Raw genomic sequence first — 23936 nt, forward strand, 5'->3', positions numbered from 1 at the left:
AATTCTATTTTTCCTGACTCCAGGTAGACAATGTTTCCTAAGCAGTAAGCAGTTTACTATAAAATGTGCCCAAGTACAGGCTTTCTGTAATTAACTACACCTGTTTTACACACATAACATTTTATTGTACTGAAATTTTGTGAGAAAATTCCTAGAAATTGCTGAAAACAGCTTCGTCATTTTTTCATTAACTTTCTTTTCAGGAGGATTTGGGATAGGTACAACAGAAACGACGCCGGGACTTGTTCCTGAAAATATCATCACTCTTATCAGATACTTTATCTGGCTTACGGCCACTGTATTAGTTTGTTTGAACTGGAAAGCAGCGCTTCGCACAGCCAGCAGAAATACAGTCATTTGGACTCTGACAGCATTAGTTTTGCTTTCATTTCTCTGGTCGGAAGATAAAATGCTGACTCTGCTTGATAGCAGAGAAGTCTTGCAAATGACCTCCTTTGCTCTCTATTTTGCCGCCAGATTTAGTTTAAAAGACCAAGTAAAATTAGTTGCTTGGACATTTGGCATTGGGGCTGTGTTAAGTGCCTTTTTTGCTGTAGCAGTCCCTACTATTGGTCAACATGGTGCAGACCATCCAGGCTCTTGGAAGGGAATATACGATTATAAAAATACCCTCGGCAGTATGATGATTATCGGCTCTGTAGCCTTTTTATTACTGCCTATCGAACAACCTAAAAATCGTCTATATAAATGGTTGGGTCTTGGTTTAACGATAGCTTTAATATTACTTTCAACCTCGAAAAGTGCGCTGGTTATTTGTGGCTTGATTATAGCTTTTATATTCTTTTATCGTAATTTCCGTTGGCGAGGAAAAATCAGCGTACTTTTTTCCGATATATTAATTATGATTTCAGGGTGCGTTGGTACATTCATTTTCATGAATTGGATTACTATACTCACTGGTTTGGGAAAAGATCCAACTCTTACTGGTAGAACAATCTTGTGGAATTTCATTGTTACTAAAATACAGGAAAGTCCCTGGTTGGGTTACGGACGCAGTGCGTTTTGGTCAAAAGAGAGTTTTCATGGAGCACAAGCAGGTGCGCTACTGGGAAATACTTTCATTGCACCTCATGCTCATAATGGCTTCCTAGATTTAGGACTTGATGTTGGTTTTATCGGTTTATCACTGTTTTTTATTAGTTTAGTTACAACTTTTGTGTTGGCACTAAAACGGGCTTATGCAACTGAGCACTCAGAGGAAATCTGGCCTGTAGCGTTTTTGTTATTTTTGGTCATGAATAACATGACAGAGAGCTATTTACTCAGGCTAGCGAACGTGTATTGGGTTTTTTATATGACAATTGTTTTTTCTGTCAAGCAAAGAAGGCAAATTAGCCATTTGTAAACTGTGGGACAAATAAATCCTTCTTTTTGTGGAACCTCCAAAAACTGCAAACTGTAATCGGAGTTTTATATTTTATTAGACCTAGCCTGAAACTTTTGTAGAGATGCAGTAATGCAACATTTCTATATTCATTTTCAGATATGTCTATTTTTTATAGCAAATTTTGGATGCAAAGCGCTTTATTCGCCTTGAAAGGTTAAATTTGTTCTCTTATTGCACTGACAATCGTCTCAAAGTTGTATAATTTACGTTTTTTTGTGCCAACCTACCTGCGTATTTAGGGATTTTTCTCCCTACGTAATATTTCGTATATTTCATCGTTTTTTTATGCAGCCCATACACTAAGTTCATAATTTTCCCATGATAATGATCTTACAAGCCTGCACTTGACTTCGTGTTTTCTGGTTTAGCGATAGGTGCAGTACGCCCTCTTACATCTGATCTGATTCATCCAGTTGTTTGGAAAACCTCAGAGCACAGTGAAGGTGCGTTCCTTGTTAGCACTGGTTTAGGGAGAATTTAGGAGCTACTCAACGTGAAATTTAACGATCTCCGACGGTTGGAAAACGATACGGTAATTGAAACTGATCTGTGTATTGTAGGCAGCGGCCCCGCTGGTTTATCTCTCGCTAAAGAGTTTGCTGGTACGAAAACCGAAGTTTGGGTGCTGGAAAGCGGCGGTTTATCAGATGAGCCTGATACTCAAGCTTTGTATGACATTGAAAGCGTTGGTGTCCCTAGAATCATGAATCAGGACATCATTCGCTATCGGATTTTGGGCGGGACATCCCACATCTGGACTGGGCGATGCGCGCCATTCGACAATATTGATTTTCAGCAACGCTCCTGGGTTCCTCACTCAGGTTGGCCAATCACCCCAGACAGTTTGGAAAATTACCTAGAGCGGGCGGGAGAAAACTTGGGAATTGGGCCTAACTGCTACGACGAGACACTTTGGCAGCAGTTCAACGTGCGGCGTCCGCAATCTGACTTGAATGAAAAACTCGTCAGACCTCAGTTTTGGCAATATAGCAAGGAACCTCATGATGCTTCCGAGCCGGCACGATTTGGTCGCCATACTCCTGACGCTGCCAATATTCGCATTTTGCTACACGCCAATGTCACGCACATCAATACTAACGAGATTGGTAATCGGGTTGAGTCGGTAGAAGTGAGTACTTTAGAGGGTAAGCGGGCGCAGATTAAAGCTAAGGCGATCGTGCTTTGTTGTGGTGGTATAGAAAATGCTCGCTTACTGTTGGCTTCTAACCGCAGAGTTCCCTATGGTGTCGGTAATCAGAATGACACTGTAGGTCGGTACTTGATGGATCACCCAGGTTGTGTGATGGGTACCTTTAATCCCAAAGAAGCGGCTCCAGTTCAAGATCGCTTTGGTCAGTATTGGTTAGATGATGCTCAAGGACGCCATACCTATTTGCAAGGTATTGCTTTGAGTGCGGAGATTCAAGAGCAAGAGCAGTTGCTCAATTGTGCGGCTTTCTTAGAAGAAAAGGTAGCAGCGGATGATCCATCTTTCGCTATGCAGCGTCTAAAAATGGCGTTCAAAAACAAAAAGCTGACCAAGCAAGCTTATGAAGATGCGATCGCACTCTTGACTCATCCCAGTGCAACAGCTCAAGGAATTTACCGCCGAGTAGCTAAACATCGTCCACCCATCAGAAAAACTACTGGAATTGACCTATTCTGCTTGGTGGAACAACGCCCTGATCCAGAAAGTCGGGTGACACTTTCTGAGCAAAAAGACGCCTTGGGTATGCCTCTGTCTAAACTCAACTGGAAAATCAGTGAACAAGAACGGCAGACAGTCAAACGCCTCAGTCACTTGATTTGTCAAGAGTTTCAGCGCTTGGGACTACCTCAACCTCAACTTTCTCAATGGCTAGATGCTAAAGAAAATTGGGAATGTAACTTTGTAGATCGAGCACATCCCACCGGTACAACCCGGATGTCGCTGAATCCCAAAGAAGGAGTAGTGGATGAAAATAGTCAGGTACACGGTGTAGAAGGACTGTTTATCGCCGGTAGTTCTGTTTTCCCCACCACAAGTCACGCCAATCCCACATTAATGCTGGTAGCTATGTCGATTCGCCTCGCTGATTGGTTGAAAATCACCGAGTTCAACACCTTGGGTGAGCAATTCAGCAGAGAAAAGATTGGTGTTGTCGATAGCGAAGAAACATTAATTTCATCCACACCTCTGCTTTAACCGTGCGGGTATCAGTTCTTCTGAGCAAGGTACTATGGCAGGCAACAAGTTTAAAAGTCGCTTGGTATAAAGATTTCTTGCTCAGTTGATGTCTTAATTGATCATAAAGCTTGTGACACCACTGAAGAAAAAACACGACTTGCTACCCTTCGAGTTATCTGAAAGGTAGCAAATTGCGTGTAAATACCCAAACTAATCCGGTTTCATTTTTTGACAGCAATTGTGAAAAAACATTGATTTTCCGGAACTAAATCACTGAAAATACTATCAACAGAGTCTGAGTGCATCTAAAATAAATGTTTCACTGCCACGGTGTGCAAATTCTGCGTTAATACCGTTGAGTTAAGAATTAAAATAAACAATCAATTTCACATAAACACGCAAAAATTTGTGTATTAACAGTCTTTTACACAATATATTTCAGGATTTATACTGACTACAGCACCGGAAGAGAGAAGTTACATAGAACACAAATCATTGCAGGAGGTTTAACCTTGCAGTCAATTGGAATTGTAGTCATTGGACGAAATGAAGGTAGTCGTCTTCACAAATGCCTGTTGTCAGTGGTAGGCGAAGGCATAACGGTTATCTATGTAGATTCTGGTTCCACAGATGGTAGTGTAGCCCTGGCTCGTTCTCTGGGCGCACATATTGTAGAGCTTGATTTATCAATTCCGTTTACTGCTGCTCGTGCCAGAAATGCTGGATTTGAATATTTGTTACAAGTAGAACCAAATATTGAGTTTGTGCAGTTTGTAGATGGAGATTGTCGCGTAGTCGCGGGCTGGTTAGAACGTGCTCAAAATGAATTGCTGGCTCAAAAAGATGTTGTAGTTGTGTGCGGGCGACGCCGAGAAGAATTTCCCAATAATTCTATTTATAACCGCTTGTGTGATATTGAATGGGACACACCGATTGGTGAGGCGAAAGCTTGTGGTGGTGATGCAATGATGCGGGTGAGCGCACTCAAACAAGTGGGCGGGTTTAATCCCACATTAATTGCAGGCGAAGAACCGGAACTATGTGTGCGGTTGCGTCAAGCTGGCGGCAGAATTTTACGTATAGATGCCGAGATGACATTGCATGATGCTCAAATTACTCGCTTAAGTCAGTGGTGGAGGCGATCGCTCCGAGGTGGACATGCTTATGCTGAAGGTTCTTGGCTACATGGTTCTAGTCCAGAACGACATTGGGTACAAGAAAGTCGCCGGATTTGGTTTTGGGGATTTTTGTTACCATTTTTAGCGATTTTTGGGGTATGGCCGACTTGGGGGTTGAGCTTACTCTTACTTTTCATGGCTTACACCTTTTTAGCCTACCGAGTTTACCAACATACACGACAGCGAAACTTTAAAACCAGAGATGCAGTCTCTTACTCTTTGTTTTGTGTACTAGATAAATTCCCACAACTCCAGGGTTTAATACAATTTCATCTTTCTCGGTTATTCAGACGACAACGCACTCTAGTAGAATACAAAAATTGAGGTAAAGTTTCTGTGTCTTCTTCCCCCATCACGGCTTCTAGTCCCAAGAGTAAGAGCAATTCCTTGGAAAAATCCATCGCCATTGTCGGTTGTGGATTCGTCGCTGACTACTATCTCAAAGCCCTCCCACACTATTCGCAACTAAAATTAGTGGGGGTGATGGATCGAAATAGCGATCGCTCCTCTAAATTTGCTGCCTATCACGGTATTTCTCGCATTTATAATTCCCTAGAGGAACTACTGGCAGATGACAATGTGGATATTGTCTTGAATCTCACCAATCCCAGTAGTCATTACTCAGTTTCCAAAGCCGCTTTAGAGGCGGGTAAGCATGTCTATTCTGAGAAACCTCTGGCCATGGAAATGTGGCAAGCTGAGGAGTTAGTCAAAATTGCCGAACAAAAAGGTTTATATCTATCCTCCGCACCATGTAGCTTATTGAGCGAAACTGCTCAAACAGTTTGGAAGGCTTTGAGGGAAAATAAAGTCGGTAAGGTGCGATTAGTCTACGCAGAAATGGACGATGGACTAGTACACCGGATGCCTTACCAAAAATGGTTGAGTCAATCTGGGACTCCTTGGCCTTATAAAGATGAGTTTGAGGTTGGTTGTACTTTAGAACATGCTGGTTACTACGTCACTTGGCTGACAGCATTTTTTGGCCCAGCCGAAACGGTTTCTGCTTTTTCGTCCTGTTTGGTTCCCGATAAAGAAACCGATGTACCTTTAGATATGAATGCTCCGGATTTTTCCGTAGCTTGTATTAAGTTTGCTTCTGGTGTAGTCGCCAGACTAACTTGCAGTATCGTTGCACCCCACGACCACTCACTGAGAATTATTGGCGATGATGGGATATTGGGGATTAAAGATTGCTGGTATTATGGAGCACCTGTTTATATTCGACGGAGTATCACCATCAGACGCAAGCGACTAGAAGGTATCTGGAAGCAAAATTACCCCTTGGTGAGGAAACCAGTGCGGGTGGGTTCTAACAATGCTCAACAAATGGACTTTTGTCGGGGTGTAGCAGAAATGGCTGCGGCGATCGCTGAGGAAAGACCTTCTCGATTGTCAGCGCAATTTTCTCTCCATAACAATGAACTTGTCCTAGCTATCAATAATTCTCTAGAGACAGGTTCTCCCTATAAACTTACAACTTCCTTTGATCCAATTCAGCCCATGCCTTGGGCGAAATAATTTAATCCCAGAATGCGATTTTTGTAGAGACGTTACACGATAATGTCTCTACATTGCATTAAATTCCTAAATGTGCTTGTAGTGAGGACTTTAGTCCTGGAATATCAAAGCACTAAAGTGCTGACTACGAACCTCGCCCCTTTTTGCTGAGTTCGGGGTTTTGGGCGATCGCTCGACTTTGCCATCACGCTACAGATATAGGCAATATTCCTTAGGGAATATTGTCAACTAAGTGATTAGAAAATATTATTAACGAACGTAAAAAGAATGACAGGGGAAATCAGCTAACCTAACTAAGCCTGATTTCCTCAAAAAACCTGCGAATAAAGGAAGTTACAGGGGCTATGTACAACCAACCTTTATTGAGTATTCTGATAAACAATTATAACTACGCACGTTTTATACGTCAAGCAATTGACAGTGCCTTAAACCAAACATCTGGTCGTGTGGAAGTAATTGTGGTTGATGATGGCTCAAAGGACGATTCTCAAGAAATTATCGCCAGTTACGGAAATCAAATCACGGCCGTATTTAAAGAAAACGGCGGACAAGCTTCGGCTTTTAATGCGGGTTTCCAAGCTAGTCGGGGCGAGATTGTTCTTTTTCTAGATGCTGATGATTACTTTAGTGCTGATAAAGTAAGCGTAATCACCCAACTTTTCAGTGAAAATCCTGTCATTGGTTGGATTTTTCATGAACTAGAAGATGTGGATGCAAAGGGGAAGTCTTTAGCAGTTGAGAATGTTCATCGTTTGTCTGAACTGGCTTATGTTGATTTTCGTCAAAGCATCTTAAATGGAGATAACTTACCATTTTTACCCGCTACCAGTGGTCTATGCTTCAAGCGTAGTGTATTGGCGCAGATTTTACCGATGCCAGAAGAAATTCTGATATCAGCTGATAATTTTCTACGACTAGCCGCAATATATCTGTCTCCTGGGTTATTATTGCCTGACCAATTGGCTGTGCATCGGATTCATGGCTCTAATTTATTTGAATTTAGACCTGATACCGATGTGATTAATGCCGAGACAAATATCAAAACCTCCTACTATCTCAAAGACAAGTTCCCGCAAACCAAGAATTTTGCTAATAGACTCTACGCGCATTCTTTGGGAAAACTGGCTGGTAAAACTAGTTGGCGCAGGGTATTTCAAATACCTGAATCAAAAAAGTATTTCCACAAGTTCTCTTTAGAAACTTGGCTCAGTTGTAGTCCCAGGATCATGTATAACTATGCCAAATCGGTTATGGGGTAATTAATGCCAATTCAAAATTAGGAAGCGTCAGATTTTGTCTGGGCTTCCTAATGGTGTGAAACTTTTCACCTTTGTGAAGAAGAGGACTAAAGTCCTCACTACCAATGTATGAAAGGCTGAATATTCAAGCTTATTACTTTCATACTTCATCCTAGCCTTCAGACTTCAGACTTCAGACTTCAGACTTCAGCCTTTTTGCACTAGGCGTGAATGGTGGCTTTTTCTGGTTCGCTGGTGGCTGGTAGCTTCATACCGGGGCGAATCGTTTCCACTTTTCCTTGTAGTGCGGCGCGCATCACTTGATGCAGCCATGTGACTTCGTGATAAATATTAAATTCTTGCTGCACTTTGGCTCTACCTGCTGTACCGAATTGGTGACGCAATTGATGGTCTGCTAATAATTTAGCTACACGGTCAGCGAGAGTAACTACGTCTCCAGGAGGTACAAGGTAGCCGTTGACACCATTTTCTACTAGTTCGCTAATACCTGCAATCTGTGTAGCTACCACAGGAAGGCTTGCAGCCATTGCTTCCATTAATACTACTGGTATTCCTTCGGCAAAGCTGGACATGACGAATACGTCAGTTTGCTGTATGTGGGTGCGGACTTCGGCTTGGGACTGATAACCGGCAAAATTGACATTTGCACTTAGTCCCAATTTGGCGGTGGTTTTTTCTAATTCTGCTCGGTCTGGGCCGTCACCAACAACGGTGAGGATGATATCTGGGTGCGATCGCTTTAAAATTACTAAGCTTTCTAATAATATGGGTAATCCTTTCGCAGCGGCGATGCGTCCGATGTACAGCAGCCGTTTACCGGATTCTTGATGCTTAACTGCATCGAATAAAGCTGGATCAATCCCACAATGGACGATGTGCATCCGATTCCACTTGTCAGTTGGTACAAACACCATTCCTTGACTGCGACAGTAATAACTGATGCAAGCCACAAACAGCGCCCGTTTGATTTTTTCGTCTAGACGCCAGCGATACGGCTCAAAAAATATGTAAGGGCCGTGCATCGTCAAGCTAAAAGTAAAGCCACCTAATTCGGCGGCTAACATGGCTACGCTACCGCTGGAGTCGGGAAAGTGGTTGTGGAGGTGAGAAATCTTTCTTTTTCTAATTTCTTGGGCGAGGATGCCTGCTTCGAGAAAGTAGAATAATTGATAAATTCCGCCTTGCAATCCTGGTTGACTGGTTGACCACGCTAGCTTGATGGCTTGTAAATATCTGCTGGGGGAACTAAACAATAGTCCCACATGTGCCAGCAAGAGATGGAGTGGATTTGGAGGGAGGAGATAAAAAGTGCGATCGCGTTCTTGCTTTTGTTCTGGCCCTACCATGTGTTGATTCCCTGTACGCCGCACAGAAAATGTGTCTACCTCTACTCCTTGTGCTCGCAGGGTGGCAATTTCACGCTGAATGAATGTGTCTGTTGCCCTGGGGTATTCTCCAGTCAGATAGGCAATATGCATAAATTTTAGTTTCAATAGTGCTTATTGAGAAGATGATGCTTGGCTGACTTGATGCGGTACGCTTAATAAGTCTTGGTCGCTACAACTACGAGCTAAGGCTGCGTCCAGAGCATACTTTGGTTGCCAATGCAAAACTTTTTGGGCGCGAGCGTTGCTGTAGCACAGGGGCTTGAAGCGGGCGTGTAACCTAGCGGGGACAAGGATACCGGGTAGTTTAAGTTTACCAGCTAAGAGGAATTGATTAGATAACCAGAATGTCTGGGTTACTAGGCGTGATATTGTCCAACTGACGGGAATTGTGTAGGGCGATCGCGCTGTGAATTTTGCTAATTTCTGTGCATAGACGCTCTGGGTGGGCAAATCGTCATCCACAATATTCAGTGTTTCACCGATCGCCCCTGAAGATTCAGCTGCTAAAACAATTGCAATAGCACAGTTTTCTACATAAGTCAAGGGCATCTGAGCTTGACCACCGATGCGAATCCAGAGGCGATCGCTGATTTTCACCCCTAAACAGGCATTCCATAAGTAATCCCGCCCGTAGATCATCCCAGGGCGCAAAATTGTTACCTGTCCACCAGTTTGTTTGTGGAAATCACGGACAAGATTTTCTTGCAGGAGCTTGGTTTGGGCGTAAACATCCCGGTGTTTGGGTTCGCGCTCTAATGGTGAATCTTCGTTGATGATTTCGCCAACAGGGGTATTCAGGTAATCGAACACAGAAAAGCTGCTAATTGCTACCAGTCTTAATACCTTAGCTGCTACCATTGCTTGAATTAACTGCTCTGTAGCTACCACAGTACTTTTATACTGAGTATCAAAATCACCTTGTTTGGCGGCTGCTAGATGAATCACTGCATCCACACCTTGCAAAGCATCCACCGCAGCGGAGTGTTGTTGCAAATCCCAGCGCACTAATTCCAGACTGGGATGATTTAACCAAGGAAGTTTGGTTGTGTCGCTTGTGGGTCTGACCACCGCCCGCACTTGGTGTCCGCGCTGGAGTGCTGACGTAACTACATATTGACCCAGGAAACCAGAAGCCCCTGTTACCAATAATTTCATACAGTAGCCGCCTCTTTATTCTTAATCAGCTTCACCTTTTGACTCAATTTGATGGATGGTTTTTCCACTAATTGCCACATAATCGCAGCAGAGACTATGCAGATGAGAGTACCTAAGATTAAGTAGGCAATTTCACCAATAATGTTCCGAGGAAGCAACTTAGATGCGACAAAAAACACTGCTCCCATAATGGGGACGTGAATTAAATATAAACTGTAGGAAATTTTACCGAGAAACTGGAGCCAGGGCCAACTTAACCACATCATCCGGTTAGCTCGCGCCACTTCCAGGATAATAGCTGCACAGATGACGCAGGCGATCGCAAAATTGTCCCCGCGAATCACCCCACCAGCCAGCAGTACTCCACAGTAGAGGTAAAAGAATATGGACTGCAAATTACCACGCCATGACCAATAGGCAAAGACTCCCAACAGAAAGCCATACCACAAAGGCAAAAATATATATGGTCTGACATTATTAGCAAATAAACCCAGAGGGAATAGCGCCGCTAATAAAGCCATAGGGACGAACACAGCAACGCGACCAAAACGCCAATTCCACGTGGAATCGAGCCAATGTACCAGAGCCAACAATGTACAGAAGACCAGATAAAACTGCACTTCTAAACACAGAGTCCAGTAAACATCGTCAATATGTGCAAATCTAAAAATGTCTTGTAAATAAAATAGATGCGATAACAGCCTAGGTATTGACAAAGGCTCACCCATCGGTGCGAACGGTTCACCTTTAGCCGTGGATGAGATGAACGCAAAACCCAAAGCCACTAAAATCGATACATAATACGGCGGATTAAGTCGAGCAAAACGCCGCAGACTAAAGTTTTTCCAAAAAGCTAAATCAATTTTCGCCTCACGTAGAGAGTGAGCAATCACAAAACCGCTGAGGACAAAGAAAATACTTACCCCCAAACTACCCCACTTAAAGACAACCGTGACCAACCAAGGCGGTAAAACGCTGGTTAATTGCGTCAGGCGATCGCCCGAATCAGCATGAAAAATCACCACCCACAGAGCAGCTATACCCCGGAGTGCGTCAATAAATTGAAAGTGAACTTTAGGCTTGTTAACAAATGCGGTTGGTATTGTGTTGGTGGAACTCATGAGTAATTTTTTCTAGCATTTTCGTTGATGTCAATCGCTGCTAACTTTAGCCCCATCGCCATTTAGGCTCTACAGCCATGACTACTCGTATCTGCACCTCAATTGATCAAATCGGCGAACAGATTCTTTGCTAGACAGCAAGAAAAGGCTCATGGCTTTGAGTTCATGAGACTGATTACAGCGTCTAATCACTCCATTTCCATGCAACAGAGTTAACTGATCGAAAATTTAGACAGTTCTATTTTTAACACATGCGTGTCTATTTCCGCATTTTTACCACGGTAATGGTATTATCACACAAATTTATCTGCCAATTCGCCAAGCAGACTTATTTAGCTAGTTTTTTAGCTTCAAACTTTGTAATTTCCTCATTACCGAGGACTCAATCTTTACATTAAATTTAAAAAGAACGGCAAATATTACACGAAAATTACATATATAGCTTTTTTATTTGATACACCTACTGTGATAAGGTATGAGGCGTTTGTATTTCATTGATATTCACTAAATATTCAGATGTAGAATACACTGATTAGGGTAACGGCATCGCTCACTGACGCGGACAAGCTCGAATCAAAAGCCCAACTCGATGTAGAGTAAAATCTCATTCACAGTTGGAAAGTAAAACTAACTTATGGATTGAATAATCACGCTATTTTATGTAACTCAAAAGTTACTAAAAATAAATTAAACGGCTGAAGGGTTGCGCTCATGAACTACTTTATTTTAAGTAAATATGACATCTCTCAAAAAGCTTGCCATTCGTAGTGCAATCTGGACAATAGCTGGTTACGGAGCTAATCAGATCATACGGTTTGCTAGTAATCTGGTTTTGACTCGTCTGCTTGTACCAGAATTTTTCGGACTGATGGCGTTAGTCAATACTTTAAGAGTAGGTATTGAATTATTCTCCGATTTGGGGATTTCTCAGAGTATTGTTAATAACAAACGCGGTGATGAGCCAGAATTTCTCAACACAGCTTGGACGCTACAAATCATTCGCGGCGGGATTATTTGGATTTTTTGTTTATTAATTACTATACCTATTGCTAATTTCTATGGAGATGCTAGGCTGCTGTGGCTAATTCCCATTGTCGGGATAACTTCGGTTGTCGATGGCTTCGGTTCGACTGCTATCCACAGTCTTCACCGCTCGATGGTCATGGGCAGATACACTGTATTTGAATTGATACTGCAAATATTAACTTTATCTACATTAATTTTCTTAGCGTGGATTTATCCGAGCGTCTTTTCTCTAGCTGTGGGAGGAGTCATCGCCTCAATCATGAGAATGGTAGGTAGCTATTGGTTGATACCAGGATATAAAAATCGCATAGCTTGGGATAAAGACGCCGTTCAAGACATTATGTCGTTTGGTAAGTGGATGTTTGTAGCGTCTGGGTTAATTTTTGCGGCTGAACAAGCTGATCGTTTGATCCTTGGTAAATTACTAACCTTTCAAATGTTAGGAGTCTATACGATCGCCTACGCTTTAGCCAGTATACCCAGAGAAGTGATCAAACAACTGAGCCACAGAGTTATTTTTCCGGCGATCGCTAACAGTGTTGACCTGACGAGAGAAAGTTTGAGAGCGAAAATCCTCACCCAACGTCGTCTGATACTAATTGGTTTTGCTGGGTTTTTAGCTATCCTTGTTACTTGTGGCGATAAAGTTATTGACATACTTTATGATAATAGATACACCCAAGCAACCTGGATGATGCCAATTCTGTGTTCAGGAATTTGGTTTTCATTGCTATTCCACACTACTAGTCCAGCGCTGCTAGCAATTGGTAAACCTTTATATGCAGCTCAGAGTAATTTTGCGCGGTTCGTCTTAATTGCTTTCGGAATAAATATTGCATTTAATCTCTACGGTGTTTTGGGAGCAGTTATCGTCATCGGTGTCAGTGACTTTCCTTTATATCTAGTTAATCTCTATGGACTTTGGCGAGAGAAACTTTTACTCATAGGACAAGATATTCAAACAACTATCTTTTTTATAGGATTATTAGCTGTTTTGATTACTATACGTTACTTTCTCGGTTTGGGATTACCGATAAGTGCAATACTCCAGTAATTACAGTCATTTTTGGGCAACTAATCTCAGCAGACAGTAGACAACTATTAAATATTGTAGAGACGTTACAGGTAATGTCTCTATATTTGTTCTATGCATATAGAAAATGCTCTATTTTCATTCTGAGGAAAATTTTCTAAAAATTTAGCAACTTTCCGGAAAACAGAAACCAAAAGTTGTTTTACTTGAAGTAAGTAAATCACTAAAAATCAAACTAGTCTATATTACGAAATGTAAAACTATTTGCCACCCTGACCAATGAAGCCAGACGCACGAGCGCCAGTTAAGTTAATTGGTGTCGAAGTAACTGGAAAATAGATGTTAGGGAAGATATATTTTCATGTTTGGCTGCTGGTTTCAACCATGAGTAGCTGACTTGAAAAAGTGCCATTATGGCGAGTATATTTTTTACAAGAATTAAATATATTCTTTTGATTGCAAATTTTAAAAATCTTATAAATAGCCATCTTTATATTAGTTTCATCAAAAATTTAAATAATTAAAGTGTTATTAGTGGCTAACACTTTTAAGATATAAATAATTAAATAAGATCAGTAGATAACCACATTCCAAATCACACAACAGATATGCGCTACCACATTGTTTTGAATCGCAAATTGAACTTAGATGATATTAACGGAGATGCAGAAGCAGGTAAACGTCCTTGCCATGTAATATCGGGTATTAGCCAGCTTTTAGGCGCAAAAATTCACTTTCCAGGTGAGGAAACTATATCGTTTTTAGATCAAATTTTGGGACGAACTATCGGTAATCCTCAACAATGGGCTTTAGCGCGGAGGTTGTCTGCTGAATTAGGAGAAAACGATGTCATTTTTTGTCCAGGAGAAGATATTGGTATCCCCATCGCTACATTGTGTGGTGCACGGAAAAACAGACCCAAAATAATTGTTTTCAACCAAAATATACAACGACCAAGAGGCTATTTGGTGTTGAAGTTATTTGGTCTAAAAGACAAAATTGACTTGTTTATGACTGCTAGCCCGTCGCAAGCTGAGTTTCTCCAGCGCAGTTTTTCTTTACCTGCAGACCGTGTTTGTTTATTTGCAGAACAACCAACGGATATATCCTTCTTCACACCAGGGCCAGCTTCGCCAAAGAAACTACGTCCCATTATTGGTAGCGGTGGCTTAGAAAAACGAGATTATGTAACTCTCGCAGCAGCTACTCAAGATTTAGATGTGGATGTGAATATTTGCGCCTTTTCACCAGACGCTAGCGCTTTGCTACGTTCCTTCCCGAAAGTTATCCCCAATAATATGTCTCATAGATATTATGATTGGCAGGATTTAGTCCAGCTTTATCGGGATTCCGACATAGTTGCGGTGAGTTTGTTTGAGAACAATTACCAAGCTGGTCAGTCTACATTGTTTGAAGCTATGGCTTGTCGGCGTCCTGTGGTGGTGACGCAATCGCCGGGAATTATTGAAGATATTGTCCGTGATGGCTATGTGGTTGGGGTGAAGGAAGGTGACGCAGAAGGGATGAAGCAAGCGATTACCGACCTTTTAAATAACCCCAAAGCAGCAGACGCTATGGCGCAAAGAGGTTATGAACTGATGCTCAACCGATATAATCACAAAAATTATGTTCAAGGTGTAGTTACAGAATTAACATCTAGATATGGAGAACCAGCAAAGCCAGCAGAATCTGTTTACAGTCAGCTTTCACAAGTTAGGTTGTAATCCCCTCGTAAATGAAGAGACGGGAAATTTTCCGCCTCTACATTGTTTTGTGATGGATGTCTATTAATGCCGCTGACCATGTAATATAGGCATGGTAAACAATCCCCATGCTAAACCTGTAATCAACCCAAAAGGCGTGACTAGGTAATTATCAAAGCTCCATAAACCTAAAACTTGTGCAGCCAATTCTAAAGGATAAGCCATCATCAAAACACTGGCGATCGCTACTCCACTCCACCCATACTGACTTAACCAATAAAAACCTTTACCACTAGTCACAGCATACAACAAACGAGTCACCAACAAACCCGTCACTGTTCCATAGCAGCGCATACATACCGCCATGATCAAAGGAGGCGCTAATTCTAACCCCATTTGCGGTTGCGGACAGACATGATTACCCAAGAAATATATAATCTCCGCAATCCCCTGTAGCAAAAACGCTCCAGACGCAGCCAAAAAAGGAGCAACTGGCGGGCCAAAAACCATTCCCGCCAGCATGATGTCAGCAATTACACTGACCCAGTTTACTTGTAAATCCCTAGGAAAAGCTACTCTCATCACATCTGTGTGCAAATGTTTTTAAGCTACCACTGCACGATAGGGACTTGTCAACTTATCCAGTTGCTGTGTCAACAAACTGAGGAATAATCCCACATCTGTGACTACACCTACCGATTCAATGGAACCGCGATCGCTTAACTTAGTCACGACGGCGGGATTAATATCGACACATACCATTTTCACACCAGCCGGGGTCATATTTCCCACCCCAATTGAGTGCAACATTGATGAAAGCATCAAAATCATTTCTGCACCTTCTAGGTGTTGAGCATATTCTTGCTGTGCTTTAATCAAATCCATTTGGGTGTCAGGTAAGGGCCCATCATCCCGAATCGAACCAGCGAGTACAAAGGGTACTTGATTCTGGATGCACTCATACATCACGCCACTGGGAATTATTCCTGCTGCCACAGCTTTAGCAATACTACCATGACGGCGGATAGTATTGATCACCTTCAAGTGATGGCGATGTCCACCACGAACAGCCACACCCCGCTTCATATCCACACCGAGGGACGTACCCATGATATTTTGCTCGATGTCGTGGACAGCGATCGCATTTCCGCCCAATAGCGCTTGCACATATCCTTCCCGAATCAGGCGCGAGAGATGTTCACCCCCACCGGTATGAATTACCACTGGCCCGGCGGTGACAACAACTTTACCGCCTGCATCCCGAATTTTACGTAACTCCCAAGCTACTTGTTCCACCACCAATTCCACACGCCGTTCGCTGGAAACTCCCGCCGACATAAAGCTGAATTCCTGGGAGTTGCGTTGTTCGCGGGATTCTGGTTTGCGGATGGTGCGGATACCGAGGACATCGACGATTACCTGCTCGCCGACTGCTAAGTCTCGTAATATTTTACACCTTGCCACCACTCCATGGGGAGTTTGCGTAATAGCGATCGCTCCATCCATGCGCTGATTTTGTACCTTTACCCACTGACCGTGAATCCGGACTTCTGTAGGATAAATGGTACTGACATAAAAATCATCAGGAGCCACACCATTTTGCAGCACCGGTTCGAGAATGGCGTCTCGCTCGTCCTGGGGTAAATTCACCGCTCCCAAATCAATTAATTGGGAGAAAATTTCTTCCATCACCTGATGGGATGGCGCTGATACCTTGACTTCAGCTGCTGAGGTGCTTTGTCGCTGTTCACCGAGGTTGAAATTTAATACTTGGAAACTACCGCCTGCGTCTACAATTAAATCTAGGGCGCGGTTAATCAAACCAGAGTCAAGCAAGTGTCCTTCTAAACGAATGACGCGACTTTCCACAGAAACATTGGCGTGGACTTCATCTCGAACTGGTTCCGTCACTCGCAAAGTCAGACATTTTGCTGCGCCACCAGCCTTGAGAAATTCCGTCAGTGGTGTTTCAATAATTTGGAAACCTGCATCTTGGAGACGAGCTTGCAAAGCATCGCTCGCTTTGTTCATAATGACGATGCTTTCCACATTCACCGCATTACAAGCAAAGTTTACCGCATCAGCTTCAGCGATCGCTATCCGCTTTTCTGGAGCGACGCGCATCTCAATTAAGCGGTTAGAATAGGCATCGAAAGCCCCAGGATAATAGAGCAAATAGCCGTTAGCTAAAGGACAGAAGCAAGTATCCAGGTGATAGAAACGCTCATCAATTAATCGCAGGGATAACACTTCAATATCTAACCATTTTGCCAGATAAGGGTGAGAATCCAACTCAGAACGGAAGCCATATCCTGACCATAACCAGCGTCCCTCTCGATCTAAGAGAGCGTCTCCCGCGCCCTCAAAAGGTAAATCTTTTGGTAAGACATAAACAGTGTAACCATTTTGCTCAAACCATTGTTGGAAGTATGGTTCTTCCCCTTGGCGTTCCTTGTGTAAAAAACGACTCAATACCACATTCTTCCCCAGTACCAAGCCAGCGTTGGCGGTAAACACCATATCCGGCCAACCTATTTGGGGTGTGACTAAATCAACGATCGCATGTTCCTTCAATACATGGTAAAGCTTTTCCCACTGTTCGACGGCGCGATCGCGCGATGATTTGTGAATATTCCCTTCCATCCAAGGATTAATCACATAATCCACATCATAGTGGTCTGGAGCACACATCAAAAAGCGAATCCGAGAAGTCATAAAAATATTACAACGTAGGTATAGATGCTACGGGTCTAGCGGATACAGATTTCTACTGTATCATTACGTCAAATTTGTCACAAATACCTGCATTCTAGTGGTCAAAGACGACACAGGAGTCCTTATCAGAGAGACTAACACTTAGGAGTTGTTTATCTGGGTGCAGGTTCATGTTATCCTATCACCGTTTGGTTTCTATCTGAATAGATTGGAGCAAATTAAGTTTATTACTCGTCTTTCGTAGAAAAATAAGTTGGGTGGCGCTACCCTTAACCCAACCTGACGTAATCGCCGGAACTTGATGTCAAAATAAGGCGTTGCTGAATGATGGGATGATTTTTATCTCGCGCATAGACGCGGAGCGGCTTCCCGCAGGGTAGGCGCAAAGGCGCAAAGGTACAACGAATTACTACTTACGCTCCTCAAGTATCAAAGTTGAATCAGCCACACGCCCAAACTCTTCTGGTGCATATTGTAGGTGAACTTGGGCGCCAGGCCAGAGGAAGGTTCCGGGGGTGACAGAACGTACTAAGTAGTGGAGGCGATAAACCCCTGGTTCTAGGGTGTCAGCATAAGCGATAATGCGATCGCTATGGATATTTTTAAATCCAAGTTGCCAACTATCGGCTTTTGCTTGTAGCGCCGATGTCGCAGTTTGAAAACTCGCATCTACAGCTTCTAATCCTGCTGGTAAAGGATCATTAATTACCACATGCTCGACAGGATGATCAGCAATTATTTCTAATCCAATATCAAATACTTTTCCAGGAGCTAAAGTCAAGGGCTGCTCCAAAGCGTAAAGACCTAATTTTCGCAAAACTTTAGTTTCTCCGACTTGTCTAATTTCTCGTGTGACACGCAAACCATTAAATCTTCCTGGCTGATTTCCCGACAATCGATAATTATAAGCCACAAAATAATGTAACTTACCTGCTCCTGATTTTTTCAGAGTTAAATCATGACGCCCACGGGGTAATTTATCCATTGGAACTTGTAAATTTAAATTCGTCTTTTGGTAATCTTGGAAGCGATTTTCACCTAATTTTTTCCCTGCTAATTCCACTGTCGCTATAAAGTTAGGCGGTGTGGGTTGCAGTTGACTATATTCCACCAAAGCGGTTAAAGCTTGGGCATTATTATAACTAGTTTGCCATGTGCCATCCCTGCGTAAAGCCAGCAGACTTTGGAATAGTTTATCGATGATTTCTGGCTGGCTCTTGTTAGCAATAAATAAGCGTAAAGCTTGGGCTTGGGAGGTAGTTTGGGAACTCATCCAACTCCAATTACTAGGTAGACTAATAACGGCTGTACGTCCTGTTTCATAAACATTTTTTTGCACCTGAGTCAAGATTTTGCTAGATTCATCTTGCCATTCTGGGAACTGGGATAGATATCGCGCTAGTTTAATTTGTGTGACCAAATCAAATTTGTTTTGTTGTTGATAAATATCGCTTAGTAAGCTATTGCGTTTATCTCCTAATTCTGCTAAAGCAATTAAAGCATGAAGTTGTAATTGATTTTTACAAAGCTGCTGTTTACAAAAGTCATATTTTCCAGGATTCGCCAGCACTTTTTGTAAATAACCTTGGAGACGAGATATCATCGCCGGCTCTACTAAACCAGGAAATATTTGCTTACCTCTAGCTAAAGATTCACCTACATAAGCAGATATCCAAGGATCAGATTTTTCTTGTCCGGAAAAAGCTGCAAAACCACCGTCACTAAGTTGCAGTTTCAGTAATTTTTCTATTGCTTGATTGGCTTGTGATTGGGGATTAAATTCTGCCAATGGTTGGCTATATTTTTGAGTCAAAGTTTGCAAATTGGCTGCAATTATCAATTGACTCGCTGCTGGTTCTGCGAATGGTAATGCATCATCTGTGAAAACTTGTTGCGCGGGGGCTTTAATTTCTGGAATTAAAGTACTCGCCAATTGAACATCTAAACCTCCCGCTGTGGGAATGGTATTTTTGTCGATATTCAAGGGGATATTTATCTGCTTTTCAGTGATACCAGTTTCCACAACTTGCTCTGTAATTTCCAGCGGTTTAATGGCTAATGGAACTTCAAAAGCATCAGTTGCATTATTTAGCTGTGTGTGAAAGCGAACTTTACTCTCACCTACACTCTCCACCACCATGGGAAAGCGATAAGCACTAGTCGCGGTTTCGGCGTTGGTTTGTAAAGTTGTGGCTGTGGGGTTCTTGTCGCTAAACTTCACCGTACCATCAAGTGTGCCGTTTATGGTGAGATTTCCGGTGGTTCCCGTGTTGTTAGTCACAGACAAACCAGCAAAAAGGCGATCGCCTGGACGGGCAAACTGTGGCAAAATGGCATTAGTTAGCAGTGGTTTAGCACTGATAAAAGTTGCCTCACCATTACCAAACCGCAGATTTCCATCCGTCGCAACAGCCATAACTCGCCATGTAGTCAAGTCGTCGGGGAGTTTAAATGTTATCTGTGCTTGACCACTAGCATCGGTAATCACCGAGCCGTTATAGAAAGCTAAAGCTTGAAAATCCTTGCGGGTGCGAGTATTCGCTAAGTTTCCCGAAAACCCACCACCATAACCCCAACCTTTGGGTTTAGCTACATCTTGCGCTTGAATCACCACATCTGGACGATTATCACTGAAACGGGTGGATATCTGCTGTTCAGCATAAACTGTGTTGACTAAATCTGGTGGGCGATAACCTGAAAGTTGCAATACCGCTTCATTCACCACCATCACTGTGAATTGTCCAGAAGTGGGATTTCCTTGATTATCTTTTAATTCCAGTTTGACAGTTGCTTCTGAACTGGGTGTTAATGATGCTTGCGTTGGCGTAACTTGCACTTTTAAATATTTATCTTGTAAGTCAACTTTAAAAGGTGCAAAACCAATTTTTACCAGTTTATCTAAACTTCCTGGTTCTGCTTGATTTAAACTGACACCTTGACGAACTAATACAGCTTGAACTGCTGCATTTGGTAACATTTCCGATGTGACTTGAAACTGAATCTGTGGCGCGCTTCCTTTAACTTTAGTTACTTTTTGATAAAGTGGCTTATCTTTGACTACCGCAAAATACAATTCAGCATCAGGATAAGGAGATTGCATCAAAACAGTTGCAGTTTCTCCCGCTTTATAGGCTTTTTTGTTCAGTTTAACTTCCAATAAATCCTGTTCTTTAGAACCCCAATATACAGGATTTTCTCCAGTAGCCCAAATTTGTAAATCTGTAGCGCCTAATTCATCATTAGTATTGCTAAAATTAGCTCGGAGACGATAAGAACCAGATGCTGTTGGTGTGAGATTAATTATTTGCGGACTGTTAGTAGATGTCACCTCAGATTGAGCAACAGTTTTATATTCCACCTGATTTTTCGGTGTACGACTCCCCTCTACTAATTGGGTGACACTACTATATTTTATTTGTTGTAATTCTAGCCGTACTCGTTCACCTGTGATTAATTTTCCGCTGGGTTCAGTCACAACCACTTCTACAGGAAAAGCTTTACCAGCTTCCGCAACAAAGTTACTTTTTAAGCCAATTAAACGGCTACTGGGTAAAGCTGTAAAAGTTTGGGAATTCGCCACAGATAAATTAGAAACATCTGCAACTTGCACATCTACTTGATATTTCATCGCATAGGGTAAATCTTTAGCCACCATGATGATTTGACTAGCTTTACCCGCAGCATCTAATTGAGTTTTAGTTTCTAATACATCACTAGTCACATTCGGACTTTCTTCCGGCCAAAACCATTGTCTCCCAAAGGTAAATTCTTCCCAACCTTGAGGAATAAAACTAGTCTGTTGACGAGTGACAAAATATTTTGCTTCTCCACCTTCCACAGGTGCACCAAATAGATAATTACTACTGGTTTTCGCCTCAATCTTTTCGTCAATGAGTGCGAATTCTTTATTTAAATTGAGTTCAACCTTAAAGTTGGGTGGTTTAAATTCAGCGACGCGGAATTCTCCTGATATTTCTTGTCCGTTCTTTCCTTTGGCTTGGATACTATAGTAACCTAAACGCTGATTGTTCTTAATTGGTAACTCTAGAGAAAAAGTGCCAAATTCATTAGTAGTGCGTGTACCTAAAGCTGTTTTTTGTCCATCAGGATTTACTAGCGTTAATTGGTAAACAGCATTTTTATCTTGCTGAATTGTGCCATTTTGTAAGTAGTCAGCAAAGCCCGTTATCCAAGCTTTTTCTCCTGGTTGATATAACTGTCTATCAGAAAAAATCACGCCTCTGGATTCTGGTTTACCTTCCTCCCAACCTGCGTCAATTCCATAACCATAAACACCACTATATTCTTCAGTGCGTGTGAATGCCCAATCTTGATTTTCGCGAGCAATGACTAATAATTGTGGTGATTTTACAAATCTTTGTTGACCAGCAAAACATTTTTGTAAATCTGCATTTTGGATATTTAAGTTTCCGTTTCCATCTGTTTTCCCAGACGCACAAGGTAGAGGTGGTGTCAAAGATTTTGCATCTAATTTTGATTGATAAATTTCTACACCAGCCCCATTAACCGGTGAACCATCACTCAAATGATGAACGCGGATTAAACCTGATTTGGGAAACCATTGCGAAAATACACCCAAATTTGTCAATTGTACCAAGCCATATATCGTTGGTTCTCGCCACAATTCTTTGCCATTTTCCTGATATTTGTTGGTGCGTGCTTGCACTCCATAAGCTAATATACCTGTAGGAGAAGATAGCTTTTCTTTGATGGGTACGGTGATATCAACTGATTGATTTTTCTTGGCTGATATCGGGAAGTTTTGCCAGTTAGCTGATTGAGGTAATAAATCATTGTTATTACCTTTGGGATAAGCAGAATTAAAATAAACTAAATCTGTTGGTTGGATGACTCGATAAACTGCTTTATATTTCGACTCTGGGAGATTTATCGTATTAATATTTAGCTGTAAATCTTTATCTGTGGGGAAGATATGTAAATCAGATGGCGCCCAAATATCACCAGCTAAATCATCTGTTTCATATTTAACTGTGAGGGGCTTACCTAAAGTTTGTCCAAATTTATCTTTGAGATTTTCACCCAGAGTAATTGTATAACTAGTCTCTGGCGCTAAAGCATAAGGATTGATGCTGACAATTCTATCTTCATCGTTGATTTGAACGATGCGAACATTTTCTTTTGGCGCAGGGTCGATTTTAATATTTTCTAAAACTGAATCTGCAACTAGGATATTATTAAATTCTAGTTGGGGACTACCTTTAACAAATCTCCCATAAGCGCCATTTGCATCTGGTTGTCCAAATAATTTAATTCTTTGAAAAGCCAAGGGTGAATAAGTCGCTAATTTACTCACGAACTCTTTGTCACTGGGTAAGTTACCATACGCAGGACGAATTCCCGGAGCAAACTTTAAGCGATAGTTAGTAGCTTTTTCGAGATTTTGTTGCGGTTTAATGTTGTAAATCCAATTACGCGCCGATGAATCAAATTTTTCTAAGGAATTTTCTTCTGGTTGTTCTGCTTTGGCTAAATCAACCTTAAAACCTATACCCTGATTTTTACCTTCGGGAACTAATTGTAGATGTTTCTCTACGGAAGCTAAATCTAGTTCCACATTAGATGTGAATTGTAGCTTCTGTTGTAAATCGATTGGTTGAATATCTGCTTTTTCTACAGGATTTACACCCGGTAAATTCGTCAGCTTGATAGATTCGGTATTAAATGTCCAAGCTAAATCTTGATTTAGGCGATGATTTTTTAAATCCGCTAAACCAGCTTTAAGTGTTACCTGAAACCTTGTTGCTTGTGGTAAGGCATTATCTGCCTGAAATCCTACCATGCGCGGCGTCAAAAATCGGAATTGTCCCGGTAAGGGCGGCTCAAGTTGAAAATTTTGTAATAATTTCTGCTGTTCTGGACTATCCAAACTTTCTACAGGAATCAAAGCCTCTTTAAACCGGATGCGGATTTGATTGAGAGGTTTTGCATCACCCACAGGGCTAATTTGAGTAATCCATTCTGGTAAATTTGGCGGTGGGAGTGGCGAAACTGCTGCTAGTTGTTCTTTCCCTGATTTAATCCCAATTAAATTACACCCTGTGATTACTAAAAAGATTGTCAGGGAGAGTAGGAAATACTTGCAAAATTTGCGAATCATCATTTAATTAATGCAAAATAAAAATTAAGGGAGCCAGTAGTCAGCACTAAAGTGCTGACTACATACTTTTTTTATGGAGCGGATTTTTAGATAGATAACTAATATAGTTTAGTTGTTCCAAAA

13 protein-coding genes are annotated in these 23936 nt (G+C 41.9%); 7 read left to right on the forward strand and 6 right to left on the reverse strand.

Annotated features, from left to right (window positions below):
• Nucleotides 1-139: 139 nt before the first annotated feature.
• The 5 genes from MIC7126_RS0113490 (at nt 140) to MIC7126_RS27565 (ending at nt 7533) form a co-directional block, all read left to right on the forward strand.
• Nucleotides 140-1366 carry an O-antigen ligase family protein gene (locus MIC7126_RS0113490; RefSeq protein WP_017653688.1) on the forward strand — a complete coding sequence of 409 codons (1227 nt, stop codon included), beginning with the start codon at nt 140-142 and terminating at the stop codon, nt 1364-1366.
• A gap of 535 nt (nt 1367-1901) precedes the next feature.
• Nucleotides 1902-3593, forward strand: coding sequence for a GMC oxidoreductase (locus tag MIC7126_RS27560; RefSeq protein ID WP_017653689.1), 1692 nt, complete (start codon nt 1902-1904; stop codon nt 3591-3593).
• A 494-nt stretch (nt 3594-4087) separates the two neighbouring features.
• The gene (locus MIC7126_RS0113500) at nt 4088-5077 is read left to right on the forward strand and encodes a glycosyltransferase family 2 protein (RefSeq protein ID WP_017653690.1); all 990 of its coding nucleotides are present in this window, start codon (nt 4088-4090) and stop codon (nt 5075-5077) included.
• A gap of 12 nt (nt 5078-5089) precedes the next feature.
• Nucleotides 5090-6274 carry a Gfo/Idh/MocA family protein gene (locus MIC7126_RS0113505; RefSeq protein ID WP_017653691.1) on the forward strand — a complete coding sequence of 395 codons (1185 nt, stop codon included), beginning with the start codon at nt 5090-5092 and terminating at the stop codon, nt 6272-6274.
• Nucleotides 6275-6618: 344 nt separating this feature from the next.
• The gene (locus MIC7126_RS27565) at nt 6619-7533 is read left to right on the forward strand and encodes a glycosyltransferase family 2 protein (RefSeq protein ID WP_017653692.1); all 915 of its coding nucleotides are present in this window, start codon (nt 6619-6621) and stop codon (nt 7531-7533) included.
• 200 nt (nt 7534-7733) lie between these two features.
• Here the strand turns inward: MIC7126_RS27565 and MIC7126_RS0113515 are convergent, their stop codons facing one another.
• Genes MIC7126_RS0113515 through MIC7126_RS0113525 form a run of 3 tightly spaced genes read right to left on the reverse strand, consistent with a single transcriptional unit; the run spans nt 7734 to nt 11197 of the window.
• Nucleotides 7734-9011 carry a glycosyltransferase family 4 protein gene (locus MIC7126_RS0113515; RefSeq protein ID WP_017653693.1) on the reverse strand — a complete coding sequence of 426 codons (1278 nt, stop codon included), beginning with the start codon at nt 9009-9011 and terminating at the stop codon, nt 7734-7736.
• Between the two features lie 21 nt (nt 9012-9032).
• Entirely contained in the window at nt 9033-10076 is a 1044-nt protein-coding gene (locus tag MIC7126_RS0113520) for an NAD-dependent epimerase/dehydratase family protein (RefSeq protein WP_017653694.1), read from the reverse strand.
• Nucleotides 10073-11197, reverse strand: coding sequence for an acyltransferase family protein (locus MIC7126_RS0113525; protein WP_017653695.1), 1125 nt, complete (start codon nt 11195-11197; stop codon nt 10073-10075). Before MIC7126_RS0113525 ends, MIC7126_RS0113520 begins: the two co-directional genes overlap by 4 nt.
• A 736-nt stretch (nt 11198-11933) precedes the next feature.
• Between MIC7126_RS0113525 and MIC7126_RS0113530 the strand changes: the two genes are divergently transcribed.
• Nucleotides 11934-13277 carry an oligosaccharide flippase family protein gene (locus MIC7126_RS0113530; RefSeq protein WP_017653696.1) on the forward strand — a complete coding sequence of 448 codons (1344 nt, stop codon included), beginning with the start codon at nt 11934-11936 and terminating at the stop codon, nt 13275-13277.
• A 587-nt stretch (nt 13278-13864) separates the two neighbouring features.
• Nucleotides 13865-14980, forward strand: a complete 1116-nt coding sequence (locus MIC7126_RS0113535) for a glycosyltransferase family 4 protein (RefSeq protein WP_017653697.1) — start codon at nt 13865-13867, stop codon at nt 14978-14980.
• Between the two features lie 63 nt (nt 14981-15043).
• Here the strand turns inward: MIC7126_RS0113535 and MIC7126_RS0113540 are convergent, their stop codons facing one another.
• The 3 genes from MIC7126_RS0113540 to MIC7126_RS0113550 all read right to left on the reverse strand — a co-directional run bounded on the left by MIC7126_RS0113540 (nt 15044) and on the right by MIC7126_RS0113550 (nt 23813).
• The gene (locus MIC7126_RS0113540; RefSeq protein WP_017653698.1) at nt 15044-15541 is read right to left on the reverse strand and encodes a DUF2085 domain-containing protein; all 498 of its coding nucleotides are present in this window, start codon (nt 15539-15541) and stop codon (nt 15044-15046) included.
• 21 nt (nt 15542-15562) lie between these two features.
• Nucleotides 15563-17674 carry a bifunctional arginine dihydrolase/ornithine cyclodeaminase gene (gene argZ, locus MIC7126_RS0113545; RefSeq protein WP_017653699.1) on the reverse strand — a complete coding sequence of 704 codons (2112 nt, stop codon included), beginning with the start codon at nt 17672-17674 and terminating at the stop codon, nt 15563-15565.
• Nucleotides 17675-18083: 409 nt separating this feature from the next.
• Nucleotides 18084-23813, reverse strand: coding sequence for an alpha-2-macroglobulin family protein (locus MIC7126_RS0113550; RefSeq protein WP_017653700.1), 5730 nt, complete (start codon nt 23811-23813; stop codon nt 18084-18086).
• Nucleotides 23814-23936: the final 123 nt, after the last annotated feature.

The organism is Fortiea contorta PCC 7126, assembly GCF_000332295.1.
Lineage (GTDB): Bacteria > Cyanobacteriota > Cyanobacteriia > Cyanobacteriales > Nostocaceae > Fortiea > Fortiea contorta.

Coding starts and splice junctions, on each gene's coding strand:
- MIC7126_RS0113530 (WP_017653696.1), top strand. CDS start 11,934: ATGACATCTCTCAAAAAGCTTGCCATTCGTAGTGCAATCTGGACAATA.
- MIC7126_RS0113520 (WP_017653694.1), bottom strand. CDS start 10,076: ATGAAATTATTGGTAACAGGGGCTTCTGGTTTCCTGGGTCAATATGTA.
- MIC7126_RS0113540 (WP_017653698.1), bottom strand. CDS start 15,541: ATGAGAGTAGCTTTTCCTAGGGATTTACAAGTAAACTGGGTCAGTGTA.
- MIC7126_RS0113525 (WP_017653695.1), bottom strand. CDS start 11,197: ATGAGTTCCACCAACACAATACCAACCGCATTTGTTAACAAGCCTAAA.
- MIC7126_RS27565 (WP_017653692.1), top strand. CDS start 6,619: ATGTACAACCAACCTTTATTGAGTATTCTGATAAACAATTATAACTAC.
- MIC7126_RS0113515 (WP_017653693.1), bottom strand. CDS start 9,011: ATGCATATTGCCTATCTGACTGGAGAATACCCCAGGGCAACAGACACA.
- argZ (WP_017653699.1), bottom strand. CDS start 17,674: ATGACTTCTCGGATTCGCTTTTTGATGTGTGCTCCAGACCACTATGAT.
- MIC7126_RS0113535 (WP_017653697.1), top strand. CDS start 13,865: ATGCGCTACCACATTGTTTTGAATCGCAAATTGAACTTAGATGATATT.
- MIC7126_RS0113550 (WP_017653700.1), bottom strand. CDS start 23,813: ATGATTCGCAAATTTTGCAAGTATTTCCTACTCTCCCTGACAATCTTT.